Origin of the sequence: Aliiroseovarius sp. S2029, assembly GCF_023195575.1 — a bacterium.
GTDB classification, from domain to species: Bacteria; Pseudomonadota; Alphaproteobacteria; order Rhodobacterales; family Rhodobacteraceae; genus Aliiroseovarius; species Aliiroseovarius zhejiangensis.
This window is the reverse complement of the sequence record NZ_JALPQE010000005.1, coordinates 297,643-312,771: the sequence shown is the minus strand read 5'-3', so window position 1 is coordinate 312,771 and position 15,129 is coordinate 297,643. Positions and strand designations below refer to the sequence as shown.

The following is a 15,129-nucleotide window of genomic DNA, read 5'->3' as shown; positions in this document are numbered from 1 at the left end:
GTGGACTGGTTCGCAGCCGTCGACATCTATTGCGAACGCACCGGGCCGGACTTCTGGTCCGAGCCGCTGAACGCACTGTCGAACCTGTCCTTCATCCTCGCCGCCCTCTGGGGCTGGGCCGAGGCGCGAAAGCGTGGCCGCACCGACCCCATGACGGTGATCCTGATCGTGCTTGCTGCCCTGATCGGGTTGGGCAGTTTCCTGTTTCACACCTTCGCCAATGCGTGGTCCGGACTGGCCGATGTGATCCCCATCTGGACCTTCGTCGCCCTGTTCGTGCTGGTCGCCCTGCACCGGATCGGCGGCGTCCGCCCCGGTCGCATCGCGGTCGGGCTTGCCGTTGTGGCGGGCCTTGTCGCCATCCTGTTCGCGTTCGGCAGCGATGGCAGCGGCAGCCAGACCAGTGCCACACCTGCCGCGCATAACCACACCCCCACGAACACGCTACTGAACGGGTCCGAGCAATACCTGCCTGCCGTGCTGGCGCTTTTGGCCTTTGCCGCGCTCAGCCGCCGCAAAGGCCACTCGATTGCCCCGTGGATCGCCGCCGCCACCGGCATCTTCATGCTGTCCCTGACCCTGCGCACACTGGACATGCACCTGTGCGATATCTGGCCGCTTGGCACCCATTTCATCTGGCACCTGCTGAACGGCGCCATGATCGCGCTTTTGTTCCAAGGGCTCATTCGCAGCCCGGTCGCAAAACCGGGATAGGCGGCAATACCGCGCGCAAGTCCCTTGCCCCTGCCCCGTGCGGGCACTAAACCCGACATCGAAGATTGAAAACAAGGATTGCCCCCATGGCCGATAAAGTCGTTTTTCTGGACCGTATGCTTTCGCTCGGTCTGGCCCGTGTCTCCGAAGCCGCCGCCATGGCCAGCGCAAACCTAGTTGGGCGCGGCGATGAAAAAGCCGCCGACCAGGCGGCCGTCAACGCGATGCGCGACCAGTTGAACCTGCTGGACATCCAGGGCACCGTGGTGATTGGCGAAGGGGAACGGGATGAAGCCCCGATGCTCTATATCGGGGAAGAGGTCGGCACCGGCGACGGACCTGCCGTCGACATCGCGCTGGACCCGCTGGAAGGCACAACGCTGACCGCCAAGGACATGCCCAACGCCCTGACCGTGATCGCCATGGCCCCGCGCGGCACCCTGTTGCACGCCCCGGACGTTTACATGGACAAACTGGCCATCGGGCCGGGCTATCCAAAAGACGTGGTTAGCCTTGACATGAGCCCCGCCGAACGCGTCAAGGCACTGGCCAAGGCACGCGGCTGCGCCATGTCGGACATCACCGTCTGCGTGCTGGAACGTCCTCGCCACGAAGACATGATCGAGGGCATCCGGTCGACCGGTGCCGCGATCCGCCTGATCACCGATGGTGACGTGGCCGGTGTGATTCACTGTGCCGAAGCCGACATCACCGGTATCGACATGTATATGGGCAGCGGCGGCGCCCCCGAAGGCGTGCTGGCGGCCTCGGCCCTGAAATGCATGGGCGGGCAGATGTGGGGGCAGCTGACTTTCCGCAATGACGACGAACGTGGCCGCGCCGCCAAGGCGGGCATCACCGATCTGGACCGCGTCTACAACCGCGACGAGATGGTCACAGCAGACGTGATCTTTGCCGCGACAGGCGTCACCGACGGGTCGGTCGTGTCTGGCATCAAGCGTGAGCCGGGCTTTCTCACCACTGAAACCATCCTGATGCGGTCGAAAACCGGATCGGTGCGCCGGATGATCTATCGCAACCCGGTCGCCGCGAAGTAACGCGGGTTGGCGCGGGTTTCCGCATCAAATGAGGTGCAGCGTCAGGGGCGCATATGAGCAGTTTTCTGGGGGTGGACAAGTCGATTACGGGTCGCCGATGGGTCGGCCCTTCGCCCGATATCGGCCGCCAGGCGGAAGCACTGGAACAGCAATCCGACCTGCCCGCCCCGCTCTGCACCGTTCTGGCCCGGCGCGGCGTCGCACCCGCTGAAGCCGCCGGATTTCTGGACCCGACCCTGCGAGACCTGCTGCCGGACCCGCGCAAGCTGAAGGATATGGATGCCGCTGCCGACCGCGTGCTGCGGGCGCTGGATCAAAACGAGCGGGTTGCGATCTTTGCCGATTACGACGTCGATGGGGCGACCTCGGCCACATTGCTGATCGACTGGTTTCGGTTCTTCGGGCGCGAAGTCACGCTTTATATCCCCGACCGGATCGACGAAGGCTATGGCCCCAACGTGCCCGCAATGCAGTCGCTGGCAGGCGATCATGGCCTGATCATTTGCGTCGATTGCGGCACGCTGAGCTTCGAACCGATCGCCGCCGCCCGCGCTGCCGGCGCGGATGTGGTCGTGCTGGATCACCACCTTGGCAGCGAGACCCTGCCCGACGCCATCGCCGTCGTGAACCCCAACCGGCAGGACGAAGCCGACGCGCCCGGATATCTCTGCGCCGCGGGTGTGGTGTTCTTGCTGCTGGTCGAGTTGGGGCGCCGGCTGCGCGACGCCGGTCGCCCCGGACCCGACCTGATTTCGATGCTGGATCTTGTGGCGCTGGGAACGGTGGCGGATGTGGCGCCGCTGACCGACGCGAACAGGGCTTTCGTGCGGCAAGGATTGAAGATCATGGCCCGCCGTGCGCGGCCCGGCATGGTGGCGCTGGCGGATGTGGCGGGGTTGAACGAGGCCCCGCGCGCCTATCACCTGGGCTATCTGATGGGGCCGCGGGTGAATGCGGGCGGGCGGATCGGCAAGGCGGATCTTGGGGCGCGACTTCTGACCACCACGGACATGAACGAAGCCCGCGCAATTGCAGATAAACTGAACGATCTCAACGCCGAACGACGCGAGATTGAAGCGCGGGTTCAGGGTGCGGCGATGGCGCAGGCGGAAGAACGTGGTCTGGACGCCCCGCTGGTCTGGGCCGCGGCCGATGGCTGGCACCCGGGGGTCGTGGGCATCGTCGCCAGCCGCCTGAAAGAGGCCACCAATCGCCCCGCTATCGTGATCGGGTTTGACGGGGACGAGGGCAAGGGATCGGGCCGCTCGGTTTCGGGCATCGACCTGGGCGCCGCCATTCAACGGCTGGCAGCCGATGGACTGATTGCCAAAGGTGGTGGCCATAAGATGGCCGCCGGACTTAGCCTGACGCGCGATCAGTTGCTCCCGGCGATGGAGCGCCTGTCAGCCCTGCTTGCCAAACAGGGGGCAAGCGATCTTGGCGCGGCCGATCTGAAGATCGACGGGGTGCTGATGCCTTCGGGCGCAACGGTCGACATGATCGAACTGCTGGAAAAGGCGGGTCCCTTTGGCGCCTCGGCCCCCGCCCCGCGCTTTGCCTTCCCGGACGTGAGCATCCTGTTTGCCAAACGGGTTGGGCAGACCCACCTTAAGATCAGCTTCGGCGACGGGCTGGGCACCCGTCTTGATGCCATCGCCTTCGGCGCATTCGACGGCCCACTTGGCCCGCTTCTGGAACAACATGGCGGCCAGCGGTTCCATCTGGCAGGGCGACTCGAACTTAACCAATGGCAGGGCCGAACCAGCCCCCAATTGCGCTTGGAAGACGCTGCAAAAGCCTGATTTTCATGGGCCTTCCAGTTTTTTCAAAAAAGCTGAAAAACCCTCTTGCACGGCCCCGACCTTTCTCTTAGAACCCCCTCACCGACAGAGTGGCCCGTTCGTCTATCGGTTAGGACGCCAGGTTTTCAACCTGGAAAGAGGGGTTCGATTCCCCTACGGGCTGCCACTTCTTCCTGAGTTGATTGTACTTGCCACCTTGGTCCAGGCGTTTCCGTGACGCGTGTAACCCATTCGGTTCCTGTTGCCAGAAGGCTGGTCACCACGCCACCATCAGTCCCCTCGGCCCAATGCTGTGGACGGTTGGGAAGGCGTTTGAAACAAAGTCGCACATGCCCGGCCCTTGTTCTTCGACATGTACAATGCTTCATCAGCATCCGCGGTCATCTGTGCGGCCGAGACCGTGTCGTAATCCACGCTTCTGGCAATCCCGATACTGGCCGAGATGCGGCAGGCCTTTCCGTCAAACGGGATCGGCCGTTCAAGCTGCGCGATGATGCGCGTTGCGATGCTGTTCAGCATATCTGCATCGGACAACCTGTTGAACATGATGACAAATTCATCCCCGCCGACCCGCGCGACCATATCGGTATCGCGCGTTTCCTCCTGCAACACCCGTGCCACCTCACGCAGCACCGCGTCACCCGCCGCATGACCTTGCGTGTCATTGACCGCCTTGAAGAAATCCAGATCGATATGCATCAGTGAAAACTCACCGCCCCGGGCAATCTGACGATCAAGCTGGATGTCGAAGGCGCGTCGATTGTGCAGCCCGGTCAACCCGTCTGTCATCGCTTCGACCTGTGCTTCGGCCTTTTCGTCATGCAGACGATGGGCAAGCTGTGTGGTCGCCTCCATCGCGGCGGTTTTGGCCTCCATCAAATACAGCATCTCGACCGTCAGGTCGGTGGGCGCGAAGTCGGACCCGGCCAGTTTGTAGCGTGCGACGGCATCCACTACGGAATAGCCGAAGGACAGGTTCATCAAGACCTGATTGCCCCCCGACAGAACCGAAACCGCCCCCACCATCGTGGTCCCCGACCCGTCCTTCAGACGCAGATAGACCTTTGCATCCCCCATCGCGCGCACGTCATCCATCGACCGCACCACGCGGGGGCGCCGCAATTCGAACAGAGAAAACGCGCTGCGCCCGACCAGCGGCCCGCCAAACACCTTTTCGATGGTCGGGCCTGCATGGCTGATCCGGGCAGCAGCGTCCAGAACCAGATGCATCGGCATCATCTGGTCCAGCGTATGCAAGGCGATCGGGATGGTGCGTGGGATGGTCAAGACGCCCCTCCCGCTGCAAGGTGAAACGCCCGGCCGGTGCCATGGCGCATTTCCAGCAGACGAACGGAAATGCTTTCATCCTGTCCGTCGCGCCCCAGATGTTCCAGAAACGCAAGTGCGCCGTAATCATCTGCCAACGCCCGCAACACCCCCAACAGGATGAAGCCGACCCCCGGCGCCACGCTGCAGCATGTGATCTGAAACTCGTCGACCGACACCGCGTCAAGCTGGATCACCGGCAGGTCCAGCTCTGGCACGGCGAGTTGTGCCCGGCCGCGCAGATCTTCGAGTGAATGCAGGAAATCCGTGTAATCCACACCGCCGAAGCGCAACAGACGGCGCACCCGCTCGACCCGTTCATCCGTCACCAGAAACGTGCCGAAATCTTCCAGCAGCATATCCGACGGCTTGTCCAATTGGCGCGCGGCTTCGGTGACCAGACGGTTCGCCAGATCCACGTCATATCGAAACAGGGGTTCGAAACTGTCATACCCCAAATCCAGTTGACCCATGATCGAACGCCAGCGGCCGATCCCATAGGTGAAGATCAGGAACCCTTCGAAGCACCAGAATATCAATCCATGAATCGTCATATCACACTCGTTTCCAGCCTGAGCCTAGCAGCCGAGTGTAAACAAATCGGAAACAGCCGATCAGGCCGGGACGCCGCCGTGGTCAGGTCTGCCCATTGTCCAGCCAGGCCGGGATGTGGCTGATATCATCCAGTACGATGTCGGCAAACGGGGCAAGCTCGTCCGCGCCTGCGATCCCGGTCAGAACCGCGATGGTCCGCATACCCGCGGCACGTCCGGCGCGCAGGTCGTGCAGGCTGTCGCCCACCATCGCCACGCGCTCTGGGGCAAGACCTGTCGCGGCGGCAAAGGCCAGGCACGGCCCCGGCGCGGGCTTCACACCATGTCCGCTGTCATAGCCCGAAATGAAGTCGAACAGCCCCGTCACGCCTGCCGCATCCAGATGCGCCCGCGCCGGGCGTTCGGCATCGTTGGTTGCCACGCCGATCTTTAGCCCGCGCCGGCGCAGATCGGTCAGAAACGGCGCGAGGGCGACGGCCTCGACCTGCGGGGCGATGGCGGCTTCTTCGTTAAGAAGTGTTTCCAGCGCCGCGTCGGAATAGGCGACATGTCGCCGAAGCTGCGCCACGACCTCCTCCGGCGTGCCGGCGATCACCACGCTGGCGGGGTGAAACCGTCCGGCGTCGGTGTCGAACCCGATATCCGCGCCGATCACGCGGGCGCGCTCCGGATCATTATCGGTCAGCCGCATCAGCACCGCATGTGCCCAGGCTTCCCACGTTGCCTCGAACAGAAACAAGGTGCCATCTTTGTCGAAAAGCAGTGCCTCAATGCTCATATCCACCCTTTCCGGTTAGATCACAATATATTGGAATGATACACTTTTTCAGTCAGGTCCAATGTAACTGCGCCCCACCGGGAAGCATCTGCCGAGCCATCGCCAACTGGTCATAGGGCAGGCTCAACGCGTCACAGGCCCGGATCACCCAGGCATCATCCATCAAGAGGAAATCCAGCACCGAACCAAGAAAACCCGGATCCCCCGCGCTGGCGCGCAGCGCATCCTGGTCCACGCCCGTCGCCCCCATGAACACCGGCAACAATTCGTCATCCGCGACCAACCATGCCAGCGCCTTCAGCGCGGTTGTTTCGGCATTTTCCGGCGTCATCCCTGATCTCCTTAACGATTGGAAAGGTTTTCTTAACCAATCTGGCAGCAATATGAACAGACCTTAAACCTGAGCACAATGACAAGGGCGAGTTGACGATATGAGTGAGAGAATCCTGATCGCGGATGACCTTGCGACCAATCGCATCGTGTTGAAGGTCAAGCTGACCGTCGCCTGTTATGAGGTCATTCAGACCGATCGGTGCGACGAGGTGCCCAAGCTGGCGCGCGACACCCAGCCGGACCTGATCATACTGGGGCGCGGGGCGTCGGATTGCAGCCTTGCCACCTGTCGGACGCTCAAGGCGGATCCGGTGCTGGGGATGATCCCGATCATCATCGTGTCGGATCAGGACGACCAGCAAGCCCGGCTGGAAGCAATCACCGCAGGCGCCGATGACGTCTTTTCCAAACCGCTGAACGAAGCCACGCTGATGGCGATGGTGCGCAACCTGATCCGCGCGCGGGGGGCCGAGAACGAGGTGCTCAGGCGGCGCGAGCTGTCGCGCGATTTCGGACTGGCCGAAGCCCCTGCCCTGTTCGCCCGCCATGCGCGTATCGCGCTGATCGCCCCGGACGCCGAGACGGGGATCTATTGGCGGATGCATCTGGCGACCGAGATCCGCCACCGCATTGATATCATGACGCATTCCCAGGCGTTGGAGGAGGTCGGCGCGATCAAGGCCGTGCCGGATGCTTTCGTGATTGCCTCGACCCTCAAGGACACATCGGACGGGTTGCGTCTGGTCAGCGAGTTGAGATCGCGCCAGACCACGCGCCATTCCGTTATCGTGGTGCAGGATTGCGGTGAAACGCCGTCGCCCAGTTCGATGGCACTGGATCTGGGGGCAAATGCCGTGTTACGCACCGGCTTCGACGCGCGGGAACTGGCGTTGCGCCTGACACGCTTGCTGGCCCGGAAATTCGAAGGCGACGACCTGCGCAAAAACTTCGACACCAACCTGGCGCTGGCACTGCGTGACCCGCTGACCGGTTTGCACAATCGACGGTTCGCCCAAAGCTATCTGGACCGGCTTGAACGGGAAGCGGGCGCGACAGGTCAGCCCTATGCGATCATGGTGCTGGATCTGGACCGGTTCAAATCCATCAATGACACCTACGGCCATCCCGTCGGTGACGAGGTTCTTGTCGAAGTGGCGAAACGGTTGAAGGGCAACCTGCGCGACATGGACCTGTTGGCGCGATATGGGGGCGAGGAGTTTCTGATCGCCCTGCCCGGCGTCACGCACACTCAGGCACAAGCCATGGCCGAACGGCTGCGGCGGGCAGTCAGCGACCAACCCATGGCTGCAGGCAAGGTCGCGGGTGGCATCGCGGTCACCCTGTCGATCGGCGTGGCGGTGTCCAGCGACATGACACAGGCTGCCGGGTCAGCCCATGACCTTTTGCAATTCGCCGATCAGGCGCTGTACCGGGCGAAATCTGACGGTCGTAATCAGGTGATGTTCGTTTCCGACGCGGCCTGACGCAGTTCGACGTCACGGCAGGCTGCCTTGGCTGCTCCGGCGGGTCTATGGCGCACGCTTGCGCACGGATTTCTCCACCCGATCCGCAAAGGCGCGTCGTTCCTCGGCGCTCATCCTTTCAATCCGGTCCACAAGGGCTGTGCGGGCAAGATCACCGCGTTGACGCAACCGTTCCGCCTGACCGTCCATGACCGCCAGCAGCGCGCCCGCATCAAAGGGGTCTGCCCGCAGGGCGGACAACATGCTCTGAAACTCGGCCTCGAGCGCCCGCCGGTTCTCGGCGAACGAACCGCTCTGCGCGCGCAGGGCCTTGCCGATCTCGCGCCTGTCTTTGCGGTCCAGCGCCCCGGCCATCGGGGCAAAACCCAGATCACGGATCGCACCTCGGTTGGGGCCACGCGCATCGAACCCGTGATCACGATGGTCGCCCCATTTGGCACCGATCACCAGCCCAAGAACCAAAAGGTTCAGGGTCAGTGACACGACCAGAAGGATACGCCAACCCATCCGGCGTCGCGCACCGGGTTGATCTGTCGGGGGGGTGGTCGGGGCTGTGCTCATCCCTCATCCTCCATCAAAAGGCCAGTGCCCAGATAGCTGGGGGCCAGATCTTCCAGCGCAAAAGTCGCTTCGGTCGTTGTGTAATCGCCGCTCAGGATCAGCCCGCCAGACCATTGTTCAAGCTGGATCGGGGCGGAAAACCCGATCCAGACGCCGGCAAGGGTCGCCGTGGCCATGCCTGCCAGTGCGGGCCAGCCGCCAATCACTGCCTTCAGATCAGCCCAGACCCCCCGCGCCCGGCGCAGGTCACGCGCGGTGGTAAGGGCCAGATCCGGCGGGGGCGCCACCGCCGACATGCCGGGCTGCGGCTGCTCAGCCGCCGCATCGTCCAGGATGGCTGTCATCAGCGCGTCCGAGGGTGTGATCGTGTCATCCCTGGCCGCGTCAAAGAACGCCTGCAAGGCGCGATCATCCAGCATGTCGTTTTGCTTGATCCCGTCTGTCTTCTTCCTGTCAGTCTTCGCCATATCCCAACTCCTCTCGCTTCCCGGCCAGGGCCGCGGCCAGCGCCTTTTTGCCCCTTGCGGTCAGACTTTCCACCGCCTCGACGCTGATCTGCATGATCTGCGCGATGTCGGGGTTTGTTTCCCCCTCGATATGGCGCAGCGTGACCGCGATCCTTTGCCGGTCGGGCAGGCCCATCAGCGCGGCCTGCAAAGCGGCGGCGCGATCCGCCTGGATCAATGTCTCGACAGCCCCGGGCGCCTGATCGGCGGGGTCGTCGATCGTGTCGATATCGACCGTCCGACGCTTGCGCAGCCGGTCGGTGCACAGATTGGTCACGACCCGAAACAGCCAGGTGGTCACTTTCGCCTCGCCGCTGCGCCAATCCGGGGCAATCTTCCACAGGCGCAGCATTGCCTCTTGCGTGACGTCCTCGGCTTCAGCACGATCACCGCCCAGCAGGCGCGCGGCAAACCCCAGCACCCGGGGCGCGAGCCTGCGGGTCAGCAACTCGGCTGCCATCGGGTCGCCGTTGCCGTAAAGAACAAGCAGCGCGTCATCCGAGGCGTCTGAATACGCATCCAAGGCCATCTTCATCCGTCCTGCCTAGCCCCTCTGCCGACAAGTGGCAACGGCTGGCCCGCCCCCGCAGAACACGGGGGCGGTGCCGACTTTTATCCGCCGTTGCGCGCGCCTTTACCCGCATGACCATGGCCATGACCGTGACCCCGCTTGCCCTGCCCGCGCATGAAGGCTTCTTTCTGTGCGGTATCGAACTCGGCCTGAGAAATGGCATTGTCATCGTCGGTGTCGAACCGGTCGATCATGCGTTCCAGCCGGGCCTGGTCAGGGGCCATTTCGTCCACGCTCAACGTGCCATTGCCATTGGTGTCACGCTTGGCGATCATCTTCTCGATCATCCAGCCCATCCGCTTTTCCGCCATCGGACCCGCGTTTTGCGTCTGCTCACCGGCATTGGATTGCCGCGCGGCCATCTTCGCGGCGCGATGGGCTTGCACCTCGTCCACCGTCAACTCTCCGTTCCCGTCTGCATCCGCAGCCGAAAACCGCGCCTGTGCGCTGGCTTGCAGGTCTTCGACGGTGATCTGTCCATTTGCATCTAGGTCCAGATCGGCAAATTCCATCTGCATGAAACCGCCCCGCGGGCCACCCATTGCCCGACCGTCCTTGCCACCAAAGGCCACGGCGGAGGTCGCCCCCAGTGTCAGCGCCGCCCCAAGGGTCAATGCAATAGCTGTTGCGGCATGTTTTTTCGTCATTCTCATGTCGTGCTCCTTTATCATTTGCCTGTCCGCGCCGGGCGGGTTTCTGTCCGGCGACATAGTCCTTGAACGCGACAGGGTTGCGTTTCCGTCGCGCTCCGGCGAAATAAATCGCGACATCCCGCCGCAAATCTGAATTCGTGGCATGATTTTCCGCAGGCCATCACCTAGTATATGTGGATGCGCGACAGAGGAATTTTGAATGACCGATACGATATCCATGACACCGGACCTGACCACCTTAGATGACGGGCAGGAACGCGAGCTGAAACCCGCGATCCGGAAAGGTTGGAGCAAACGCTGCCCCAGCTGCGGCACAGGCAAGATGTTTCAGGGCTATCTGAAGGTCCATGACAGCTGCACGGTGTGCGGGGAAGAACTGTATCACCACCGCGCCGATGATGGTCCGGCCTATCTGACCATTCTGGTGGTCGGGCATCTGATGGCACCGCTTCTGCACATCACCTATGTGAACTTCGTGCAGGAACCGATGGTGCTGGCCTCGATCTTCACGGTTGGCACTGTGGCGGCATCGCTCTATCTGCTGCCACGCTTCAAGGGGTTCATGGTCGGCTTTCAGTGGGCCAAGCGCATGCACGGGTTCGCGGTGAAAAACAGAACCGAGGGATAAAGAAATGGACAAACCCATGGACAAGGCGGCGAACGGCGAGGCAGTGGACAAGTCGAAGATCGTCCGCGATGCGGCAACCGTTATCCTGATCCGTGACAAGACCACGCGACCGCAGGTTCTGATGGGGCAACGCGGGGCCAAGGCAGCCTTCATGCCCAACAAGTTCGTCTTTCCCGGTGGGGCGGTCGACCCTAGTGACGGGCTCGTCCCGCTGGCGGAAGGGGGGGCGGAACCGTGCCTGACGCGACTGGGCGAACAGGCTGATCCGGCGCTGTCCTCGGCGCTGTTGGTGGCGGCCATTCGTGAGCTTTGGGAAGAAACCGGACAGATGCTGGCGGCCCCCGGGGACTGGGGCGGACCCGTTCCCAAGGGATGGGAAGCCTTCGCGGATGAAGGCCTGATCCCGTCGGCGCGCGGCATGGCCTTTGTCTTTCGCGCGATCACGCCCAAGGGGCGCACGCGCCGGTTCGACGCCCGGTTCTTTGCCGTGGATGCGGACGAGCTGCGCACCGATATCGACGATTTCTCGCGCGCTTCGGATGAACTGAGCCACCTGCAATGGATCGCACTCGACGACGTGCGCCGCTTCGACCTGCCCTTCATCACCGAAGTGGTGTTGGCCGAGATTGTCGGCAACCTGCCCGATCTGGGCGCACCCGCTCAGGTGCCGTTCTTCAACAACTCGGACGAGGAAAGCCTGTTTGAACGGCTGGGCGGTGTCGGACCGCTGAGCGCGATGGGCTGACGGCTAGTTCAGGAACAGAACCAACACCAGCACCGAAATCAGGATCAGCGCAGTCCCGGCATATTCGCGCCCTGTGACCTTTTCACGAAACACAAACAGCGTGGCGGCGTAAGAGAACAGAAGCTCCACCTGCCCCAGCGCCTTGACCAATGCCGCATTTTGCAAGGCGAAGGCGGTGAACCAGCAGAAACTGCCGATCATCGAACTCAGCCCGACCAGAGCGCCGACCCGCCACGCCGCAAAGACGCGCGTGATTTCGCCTTTTTCCCGCAGGGACATCCAGACGATCATGATCCCGGACTGGAAGGCCGTGACCACCGCAAGCGTGAAGCCCGCCCGCGCGATCACATCCTGTGCGGGCAACGACAAGGCCGCCCCGCGATAGCCAATGGCCGAGACCGAGAACAACAGGCCCGCCCCCAGCCCCAGGGCGGCAGCCCGGTTGAAAAAGCGCCTCCATCCGGACTTGCCGCCCTCGGGCGGGTCGGACAGCAGGATCAGGCCCAGAAAGCCCACACCGATCGCCAACGCGCCAGCCAGCCCCACCCCTTCGCCCAACACCACCAACCCGACAAGCGCGGTCAGCACGACCTCGGTTTTCTTGAAGGTGATGCCGACGGCGAAATTGCGTTCGGCAAACAGGGCGACCACGCAGACCGTGGCGAGGATCTGCGCGACGCCGCCGGTCAGGGCAAACAGAAAGAACCGCCCTCCGGGCACCGGTGCCGCCTGATCGGTCGCGGACAGATAGATCACAAGGATCAGCGCCACCAGAGGCGCGGAATAAACGAACCGTGCCAGCGTGGCCCCGGTCGCGGACAGCCGCGTATCCTTCAGCCGTTTTTGCAACATGAACCGCAGGTTTTGCGAAAACGCCGCAGCGATGGTGATGGGGATCCAGGCTTGCATGATGTCCCTTTGGCACGGCCATGGCGAAAACGCCAGCGGCCCTAGCGTGTTTGCAGCCGCGACAGGTTATAGCCGTTGAAGCCCAGCACATCGCGTGCTGCCTTGATCCGATCCTCGCCGCCCGAACGGGACCGGTCGATGATCCAGCCGAAACTGCCCGATGGGGTGCCGATGGCCGCGGTGCGATAATCGGCATCCACCCACAGCACCCAGTATTGCGTGTCAAAGGGCGGCGTGCCGACAGTGATCCGCCCGGGCGCGGGCTGTTTGGTTGGATACCGTTCAAGCAACCCCGATGGGCCATAAACGTCCATCGCTGTAATCTTGCCATTGCTGTGGGTCAGGTTCACCGCCCCGAAGGATGGCTTTTCACCGGGATACACGAACTCTCCGCGAAGTTCCCAACGTCCGGCAAAGCGCGACGCATCGAACCGTGTGGTCGAGTTGAGCGGCCGGGACTTGCTGCGATGAAACTCGACACCCGTGCCGCCGCCGACGCAGGCGGCCAGGCTGGCGGCCATGGCAGCCGCCCCTGCCGTGATCAGTATCTGACGTCGCTTCATGGCGTTATCCCCTTTGTCCTGGTGGTCGACACCCATCCCTCTTCAAAACGGCATTGGATGGGCGCGATGGGTCTGGTCGATGTCTTTCATCACGTCATCTGACAGGACCAGATCCTTGCCGTCCAGAATGCGACCAAGCTGTTCCATCGACGACGCGCCAAAAATGGTCGACCCCATGAAGGGACGCGACACCGAAAACGCCAGCGCCATATGCACCGGGTCCAACCCGTGTTTCTTGGCCACCGCAAGATAGGCGTCCACGGCTTCGAATGCCCGTGGCGTGGCCCGTCCGCCCAGACCCGGCGACAAGTCAAGCCGCGACCCTTTGGGCACCGCGCCTTTCTGGTATTTGCCGGTCAGAAGCCCGGTGGCCAGCGGCGAATAGGCCAGCACCCGCACGCCTTCGTTCATGCACAGTTCCGCCAGATCGGTATCGGCCAGACGGTGCATCAGGCTGTATTCATTCTGGATCGAGATGACTTCCGGCGCGCCCATTTCACGCGCGATGCGCAGCCACTGGGCCGTGCCCCATGCGCTTTCATTGGACAGGCCGAAATGGCGCACCTTGCCCGCCGCCACGACCTCGGTCATTGCCTCGAGCACATCGCGCATATGCGCCTCGACCTCGTCCTTGTTCTGGCCAGAGGGGTCAAACGTCCAGTTCTGCCGAAACGCATAGCTGCCGCGAATGGGCCAGTGGGTCTGGTAGATGTCGATATAGTCGGTGTTCAGCTTTACAAGGCTGTCGTCCACCGCCTCGCGGATGATCGCGCCGTCATAGCCCTTGCCACCGCGCTTCCAGCCCGGATTGTCGCCGGAAACCTTGGTGGCAATCACAACGTCATCCCGCCGCCCGCTTTTGGAAATCCAGCTTCCGATCACTTCTTCGGACCGGCCACAGCGTTCCGCCTTGATCGGATTGACCGGATACATCTCGGCGGTGTCGATGAAGTTGATCCCGTGATCCAGTGACATGTCGATCTGGGCGTGCCCCTCGGCCTCGGTGTTGGTGGACCCCCACAGCATCGAGCCAAGGCACAGCGCGCTGACCTCGATCTTTCCACCTGCCAGTTTGTTCATCCGCATCGCGCACCCTTTCAATCTGCTCGCGCGGCAGGGTTGCGCATCGCATTCGCCAGAACAACCCCAAAACGCCGCGCCTAGAACGTCGCGTTCACCGCACCGCCATCCAGAAGCACATTCTGCCCGACCATGAACCCCGCATGTTGCGAACACAGGAAAGCGCAGGTCGCGCCGAACTCTTCAATCGTGCCATATCGCCCCGCCGGAATGGTCGCCTGCCGCGCCGCGCGCGCTTCGTCAACCGTGCCGCCTTGTGCGTCGACCACACCCTTGTCCAGTGCGGCAGCCCGATCCGTGTCGTGGATGCCGGGCAACAGGTTGTTGATGATCACACCCTGCCCTGCCACCTGCCGCGCGGTGCCCGCGACAAACCCGGTCAGCCCGGTGCGCGCGGTATTGGACAGACCCAGCACCGGGATCGGGGCTTTGACCGAAAAGCTGGTGATGTTCACCACCCGCCCCCAGCCGCGATCCGCCATGCCGGGGATCAGCGCCTGCATCAGGGCAATCGGGGCCAGCAGATTTGCGTCGAACGCGGCGATGAAGTCGTCACGGTCCCAGTCCGGCCACATGCCCGGAGGTGGTCCACCGGCATTGGTGACAAGGATGTCCACATCGCCTGCCGCTTCGAGCAAGGCCCCACGCCCCTCCTCCGTTGTCACATCGGCGGCGACGGTCACGACCTCGACCCCGGTTTCGGCGCGTATGACATCGGCGGCGTCTTTCAGTGGTCCGCCACTGCGCGCGTTCATCACCAGCGACACACCCTCGCGCGCCAGCGCCTGCGCACAGCCCAGCCCCAAGCCCTTGGATGACGCGCAGACCAGTGCGCGTTTGCCGGATATTCCCAGATCCATATTA

The 15,129-nt window shown here is 62.9% G+C and carries 18 protein-coding genes and 1 tRNA gene; 7 read left to right on the top strand and 12 right to left on the bottom strand.

The annotated features are described in order from the left end of the window. The 4 genes from MUY21_RS12480 (at position 1) to MUY21_RS12465 (ending at position 3,740) form a co-directional block, all read left to right on the top strand. Positions 1-714 (top strand): ceramidase domain-containing protein, encoded by a 714-nt coding sequence (locus tag MUY21_RS12480; RefSeq protein ID WP_248410673.1) that lies wholly within the window; start codon positions 1-3, stop codon positions 712-714. A gap of 86 nt (positions 715-800) precedes the next feature. Further along, positions 801-1,772 (top strand): class II fructose-bisphosphatase, encoded by a 972-nt coding sequence (gene glpX, locus MUY21_RS12475; RefSeq protein WP_191285603.1) that lies wholly within the window; start codon positions 801-803, stop codon positions 1,770-1,772. Positions 1,773-1,825: 53 nt separating this feature from the next. Continuing rightward, a complete protein-coding gene (gene recJ / locus MUY21_RS12470) occupies positions 1,826-3,574 on the top strand; it encodes a single-stranded-DNA-specific exonuclease RecJ (RefSeq protein WP_248410672.1) in 1,749 nt (582 codons plus the stop codon). Positions 3,575-3,665: 91 nt separating this feature from the next. Beyond that, positions 3,666-3,740 (top strand) — tRNA-Glu (locus MUY21_RS12465). A gap of 104 nt (positions 3,741-3,844) precedes the next feature. Here MUY21_RS12465 and MUY21_RS12460 read toward each other — a convergent pair. The 4 genes from MUY21_RS12460 to MUY21_RS12445 form a co-directional block, all read right to left on the bottom strand. Further along, a complete protein-coding gene (locus MUY21_RS12460) occupies positions 3,845-4,861 on the bottom strand; it encodes a diguanylate cyclase (protein ID WP_248410671.1) in 1,017 nt (338 codons plus the stop codon). Beyond that, on the bottom strand, positions 4,858-5,454 hold the full coding sequence (locus MUY21_RS12455) for a heme NO-binding domain-containing protein (protein ID WP_248410670.1): 597 nt from the start codon (positions 5,452-5,454) through the stop codon (positions 4,858-4,860). The genes MUY21_RS12460 and MUY21_RS12455 overlap by 4 nt, the downstream gene beginning before the upstream one ends. A gap of 82 nt (positions 5,455-5,536) precedes the next feature. Further along, the gene (locus MUY21_RS12450) at positions 5,537-6,232 is read right to left on the bottom strand and encodes an HAD family hydrolase (RefSeq protein WP_248410669.1); all 696 of its coding nucleotides are present in this window, start codon (positions 6,230-6,232) and stop codon (positions 5,537-5,539) included. Positions 6,233-6,284: 52 nt separating this feature from the next. After that, complete coding sequence (locus MUY21_RS12445) at positions 6,285-6,563, bottom strand: DUF3572 domain-containing protein (RefSeq protein ID WP_248410668.1); 279 nt, start codon at positions 6,561-6,563, stop codon at positions 6,285-6,287. Between the two features lie 100 nt (positions 6,564-6,663). Between MUY21_RS12445 and MUY21_RS12440 the strand changes: the two genes are divergently transcribed. Further along, positions 6,664-8,049 (top strand): diguanylate cyclase, encoded by a 1,386-nt coding sequence (locus tag MUY21_RS12440; protein WP_248410667.1) that lies wholly within the window; start codon positions 6,664-6,666, stop codon positions 8,047-8,049. Between the two features lie 45 nt (positions 8,050-8,094). Here the strand turns inward: MUY21_RS12440 and MUY21_RS12435 are convergent, their stop codons facing one another. The 4 genes from MUY21_RS12435 to MUY21_RS12420 all read right to left on the bottom strand — a co-directional run bounded on the left by MUY21_RS12435 (position 8,095) and on the right by MUY21_RS12420 (position 10,340). Next, positions 8,095-8,610: a periplasmic heavy metal sensor gene (locus MUY21_RS12435; RefSeq protein ID WP_248410666.1), complete on the bottom strand. Its 516-nt coding sequence runs from the start codon at positions 8,608-8,610 to the stop codon at positions 8,095-8,097. Next, the gene (locus MUY21_RS12430; protein WP_248410665.1) at positions 8,607-9,077 is read right to left on the bottom strand and encodes a hypothetical protein; all 471 of its coding nucleotides are present in this window, start codon (positions 9,075-9,077) and stop codon (positions 8,607-8,609) included. Before MUY21_RS12430 ends, MUY21_RS12435 begins: the two co-directional genes overlap by 4 nt. Then, positions 9,064-9,651 carry an RNA polymerase sigma factor gene (locus MUY21_RS12425; protein ID WP_248410664.1) on the bottom strand — a complete coding sequence of 196 codons (588 nt, stop codon included), beginning with the start codon at positions 9,649-9,651 and terminating at the stop codon, positions 9,064-9,066. Before MUY21_RS12425 ends, MUY21_RS12430 begins: the two co-directional genes overlap by 14 nt. 77 nt (positions 9,652-9,728) lie before the next feature. Then, positions 9,729-10,340: an EF-hand domain-containing protein gene (locus MUY21_RS12420; protein ID WP_248410663.1), complete on the bottom strand. Its 612-nt coding sequence runs from the start codon at positions 10,338-10,340 to the stop codon at positions 9,729-9,731. 199 nt (positions 10,341-10,539) lie between these two features. Between MUY21_RS12420 and MUY21_RS12415 the strand changes: the two genes are divergently transcribed. Together MUY21_RS12415 and MUY21_RS12410 are read left to right on the top strand one after the other, a co-directional pair. Continuing rightward, positions 10,540-10,968: a DUF983 domain-containing protein gene (locus tag MUY21_RS12415; protein ID WP_191285593.1), complete on the top strand. Its 429-nt coding sequence runs from the start codon at positions 10,540-10,542 to the stop codon at positions 10,966-10,968. A 4-nt stretch (positions 10,969-10,972) separates the two neighbouring features. Further along, a complete protein-coding gene (locus MUY21_RS12410; RefSeq protein ID WP_248410662.1) occupies positions 10,973-11,713 on the top strand; it encodes an NUDIX hydrolase in 741 nt (246 codons plus the stop codon). A gap of 3 nt (positions 11,714-11,716) precedes the next feature. On the opposite strand, the gene MUY21_RS12405 is transcribed toward MUY21_RS12410, so the two are convergent. The 4 genes from MUY21_RS12405 to MUY21_RS12390 form a co-directional block, all read right to left on the bottom strand. Further along, on the bottom strand, positions 11,717-12,622 hold the full coding sequence (locus MUY21_RS12405) for an EamA/RhaT family transporter (RefSeq protein WP_191285592.1): 906 nt from the start codon (positions 12,620-12,622) through the stop codon (positions 11,717-11,719). 41 nt (positions 12,623-12,663) lie between these two features. Further along, complete coding sequence (locus MUY21_RS12400; protein ID WP_248410661.1) at positions 12,664-13,185, bottom strand: lipocalin family protein; 522 nt, start codon at positions 13,183-13,185, stop codon at positions 12,664-12,666. 42 nt (positions 13,186-13,227) lie between these two features. Further along, positions 13,228-14,271 (bottom strand): aldo/keto reductase, encoded by a 1,044-nt coding sequence (locus MUY21_RS12395; RefSeq protein WP_248410660.1) that lies wholly within the window; start codon positions 14,269-14,271, stop codon positions 13,228-13,230. 74 nt (positions 14,272-14,345) lie between these two features. Beyond that, a complete protein-coding gene (locus MUY21_RS12390; RefSeq protein WP_248410659.1) occupies positions 14,346-15,125 on the bottom strand; it encodes an SDR family oxidoreductase in 780 nt (259 codons plus the stop codon). Positions 15,126-15,129 lie beyond the last annotated feature (4 nt).

Bases quoted from the DNA above. Each gene is read 5' to 3' on its own strand.
- glpX (WP_191285603.1), top strand. From the start codon at position 801: ATGGCCGATAAAGTCGTTTTTCTGGACCGTATGCTTTCGCTCGGTCTG.
- recJ (WP_248410672.1), top strand. From the start codon at position 1,826: ATGAGCAGTTTTCTGGGGGTGGACAAGTCGATTACGGGTCGCCGATGG.
- MUY21_RS12455 (WP_248410670.1), bottom strand. From the start codon at position 5,454: ATGACGATTCATGGATTGATATTCTGGTGCTTCGAAGGGTTCCTGATC.
- MUY21_RS12450 (WP_248410669.1), bottom strand. From the start codon at position 6,232: ATGAGCATTGAGGCACTGCTTTTCGACAAAGATGGCACCTTGTTTCTG.
- MUY21_RS12445 (WP_248410668.1), bottom strand. From the start codon at position 6,563: ATGACGCCGGAAAATGCCGAAACAACCGCGCTGAAGGCGCTGGCATGG.
- MUY21_RS12440 (WP_248410667.1), top strand. From the start codon at position 6,664: ATGAGTGAGAGAATCCTGATCGCGGATGACCTTGCGACCAATCGCATC.
- MUY21_RS12435 (WP_248410666.1), bottom strand. From the start codon at position 8,610: ATGAGCACAGCCCCGACCACCCCCCCGACAGATCAACCCGGTGCGCGA.
- MUY21_RS12430 (WP_248410665.1), bottom strand. From the start codon at position 9,077: ATGGCGAAGACTGACAGGAAGAAGACAGACGGGATCAAGCAAAACGAC.
- MUY21_RS12425 (WP_248410664.1), bottom strand. From the start codon at position 9,651: ATGAAGATGGCCTTGGATGCGTATTCAGACGCCTCGGATGACGCGCTG.
- MUY21_RS12420 (WP_248410663.1), bottom strand. From the start codon at position 10,340: ATGAGAATGACGAAAAAACATGCCGCAACAGCTATTGCATTGACCCTT.
- MUY21_RS12415 (WP_191285593.1), top strand. From the start codon at position 10,540: ATGACCGATACGATATCCATGACACCGGACCTGACCACCTTAGATGAC.
- MUY21_RS12410 (WP_248410662.1), top strand. From the start codon at position 10,973: ATGGACAAACCCATGGACAAGGCGGCGAACGGCGAGGCAGTGGACAAG.
- MUY21_RS12405 (WP_191285592.1), bottom strand. From the start codon at position 12,622: ATGCAAGCCTGGATCCCCATCACCATCGCTGCGGCGTTTTCGCAAAAC.
- MUY21_RS12400 (WP_248410661.1), bottom strand. From the start codon at position 13,185: ATGAAGCGACGTCAGATACTGATCACGGCAGGGGCGGCTGCCATGGCC.
- MUY21_RS12395 (WP_248410660.1), bottom strand. From the start codon at position 14,271: ATGCGGATGAACAAACTGGCAGGTGGAAAGATCGAGGTCAGCGCGCTG.
- MUY21_RS12390 (WP_248410659.1), bottom strand. From the start codon at position 15,125: ATGGATCTGGGAATATCCGGCAAACGCGCACTGGTCTGCGCGTCATCC.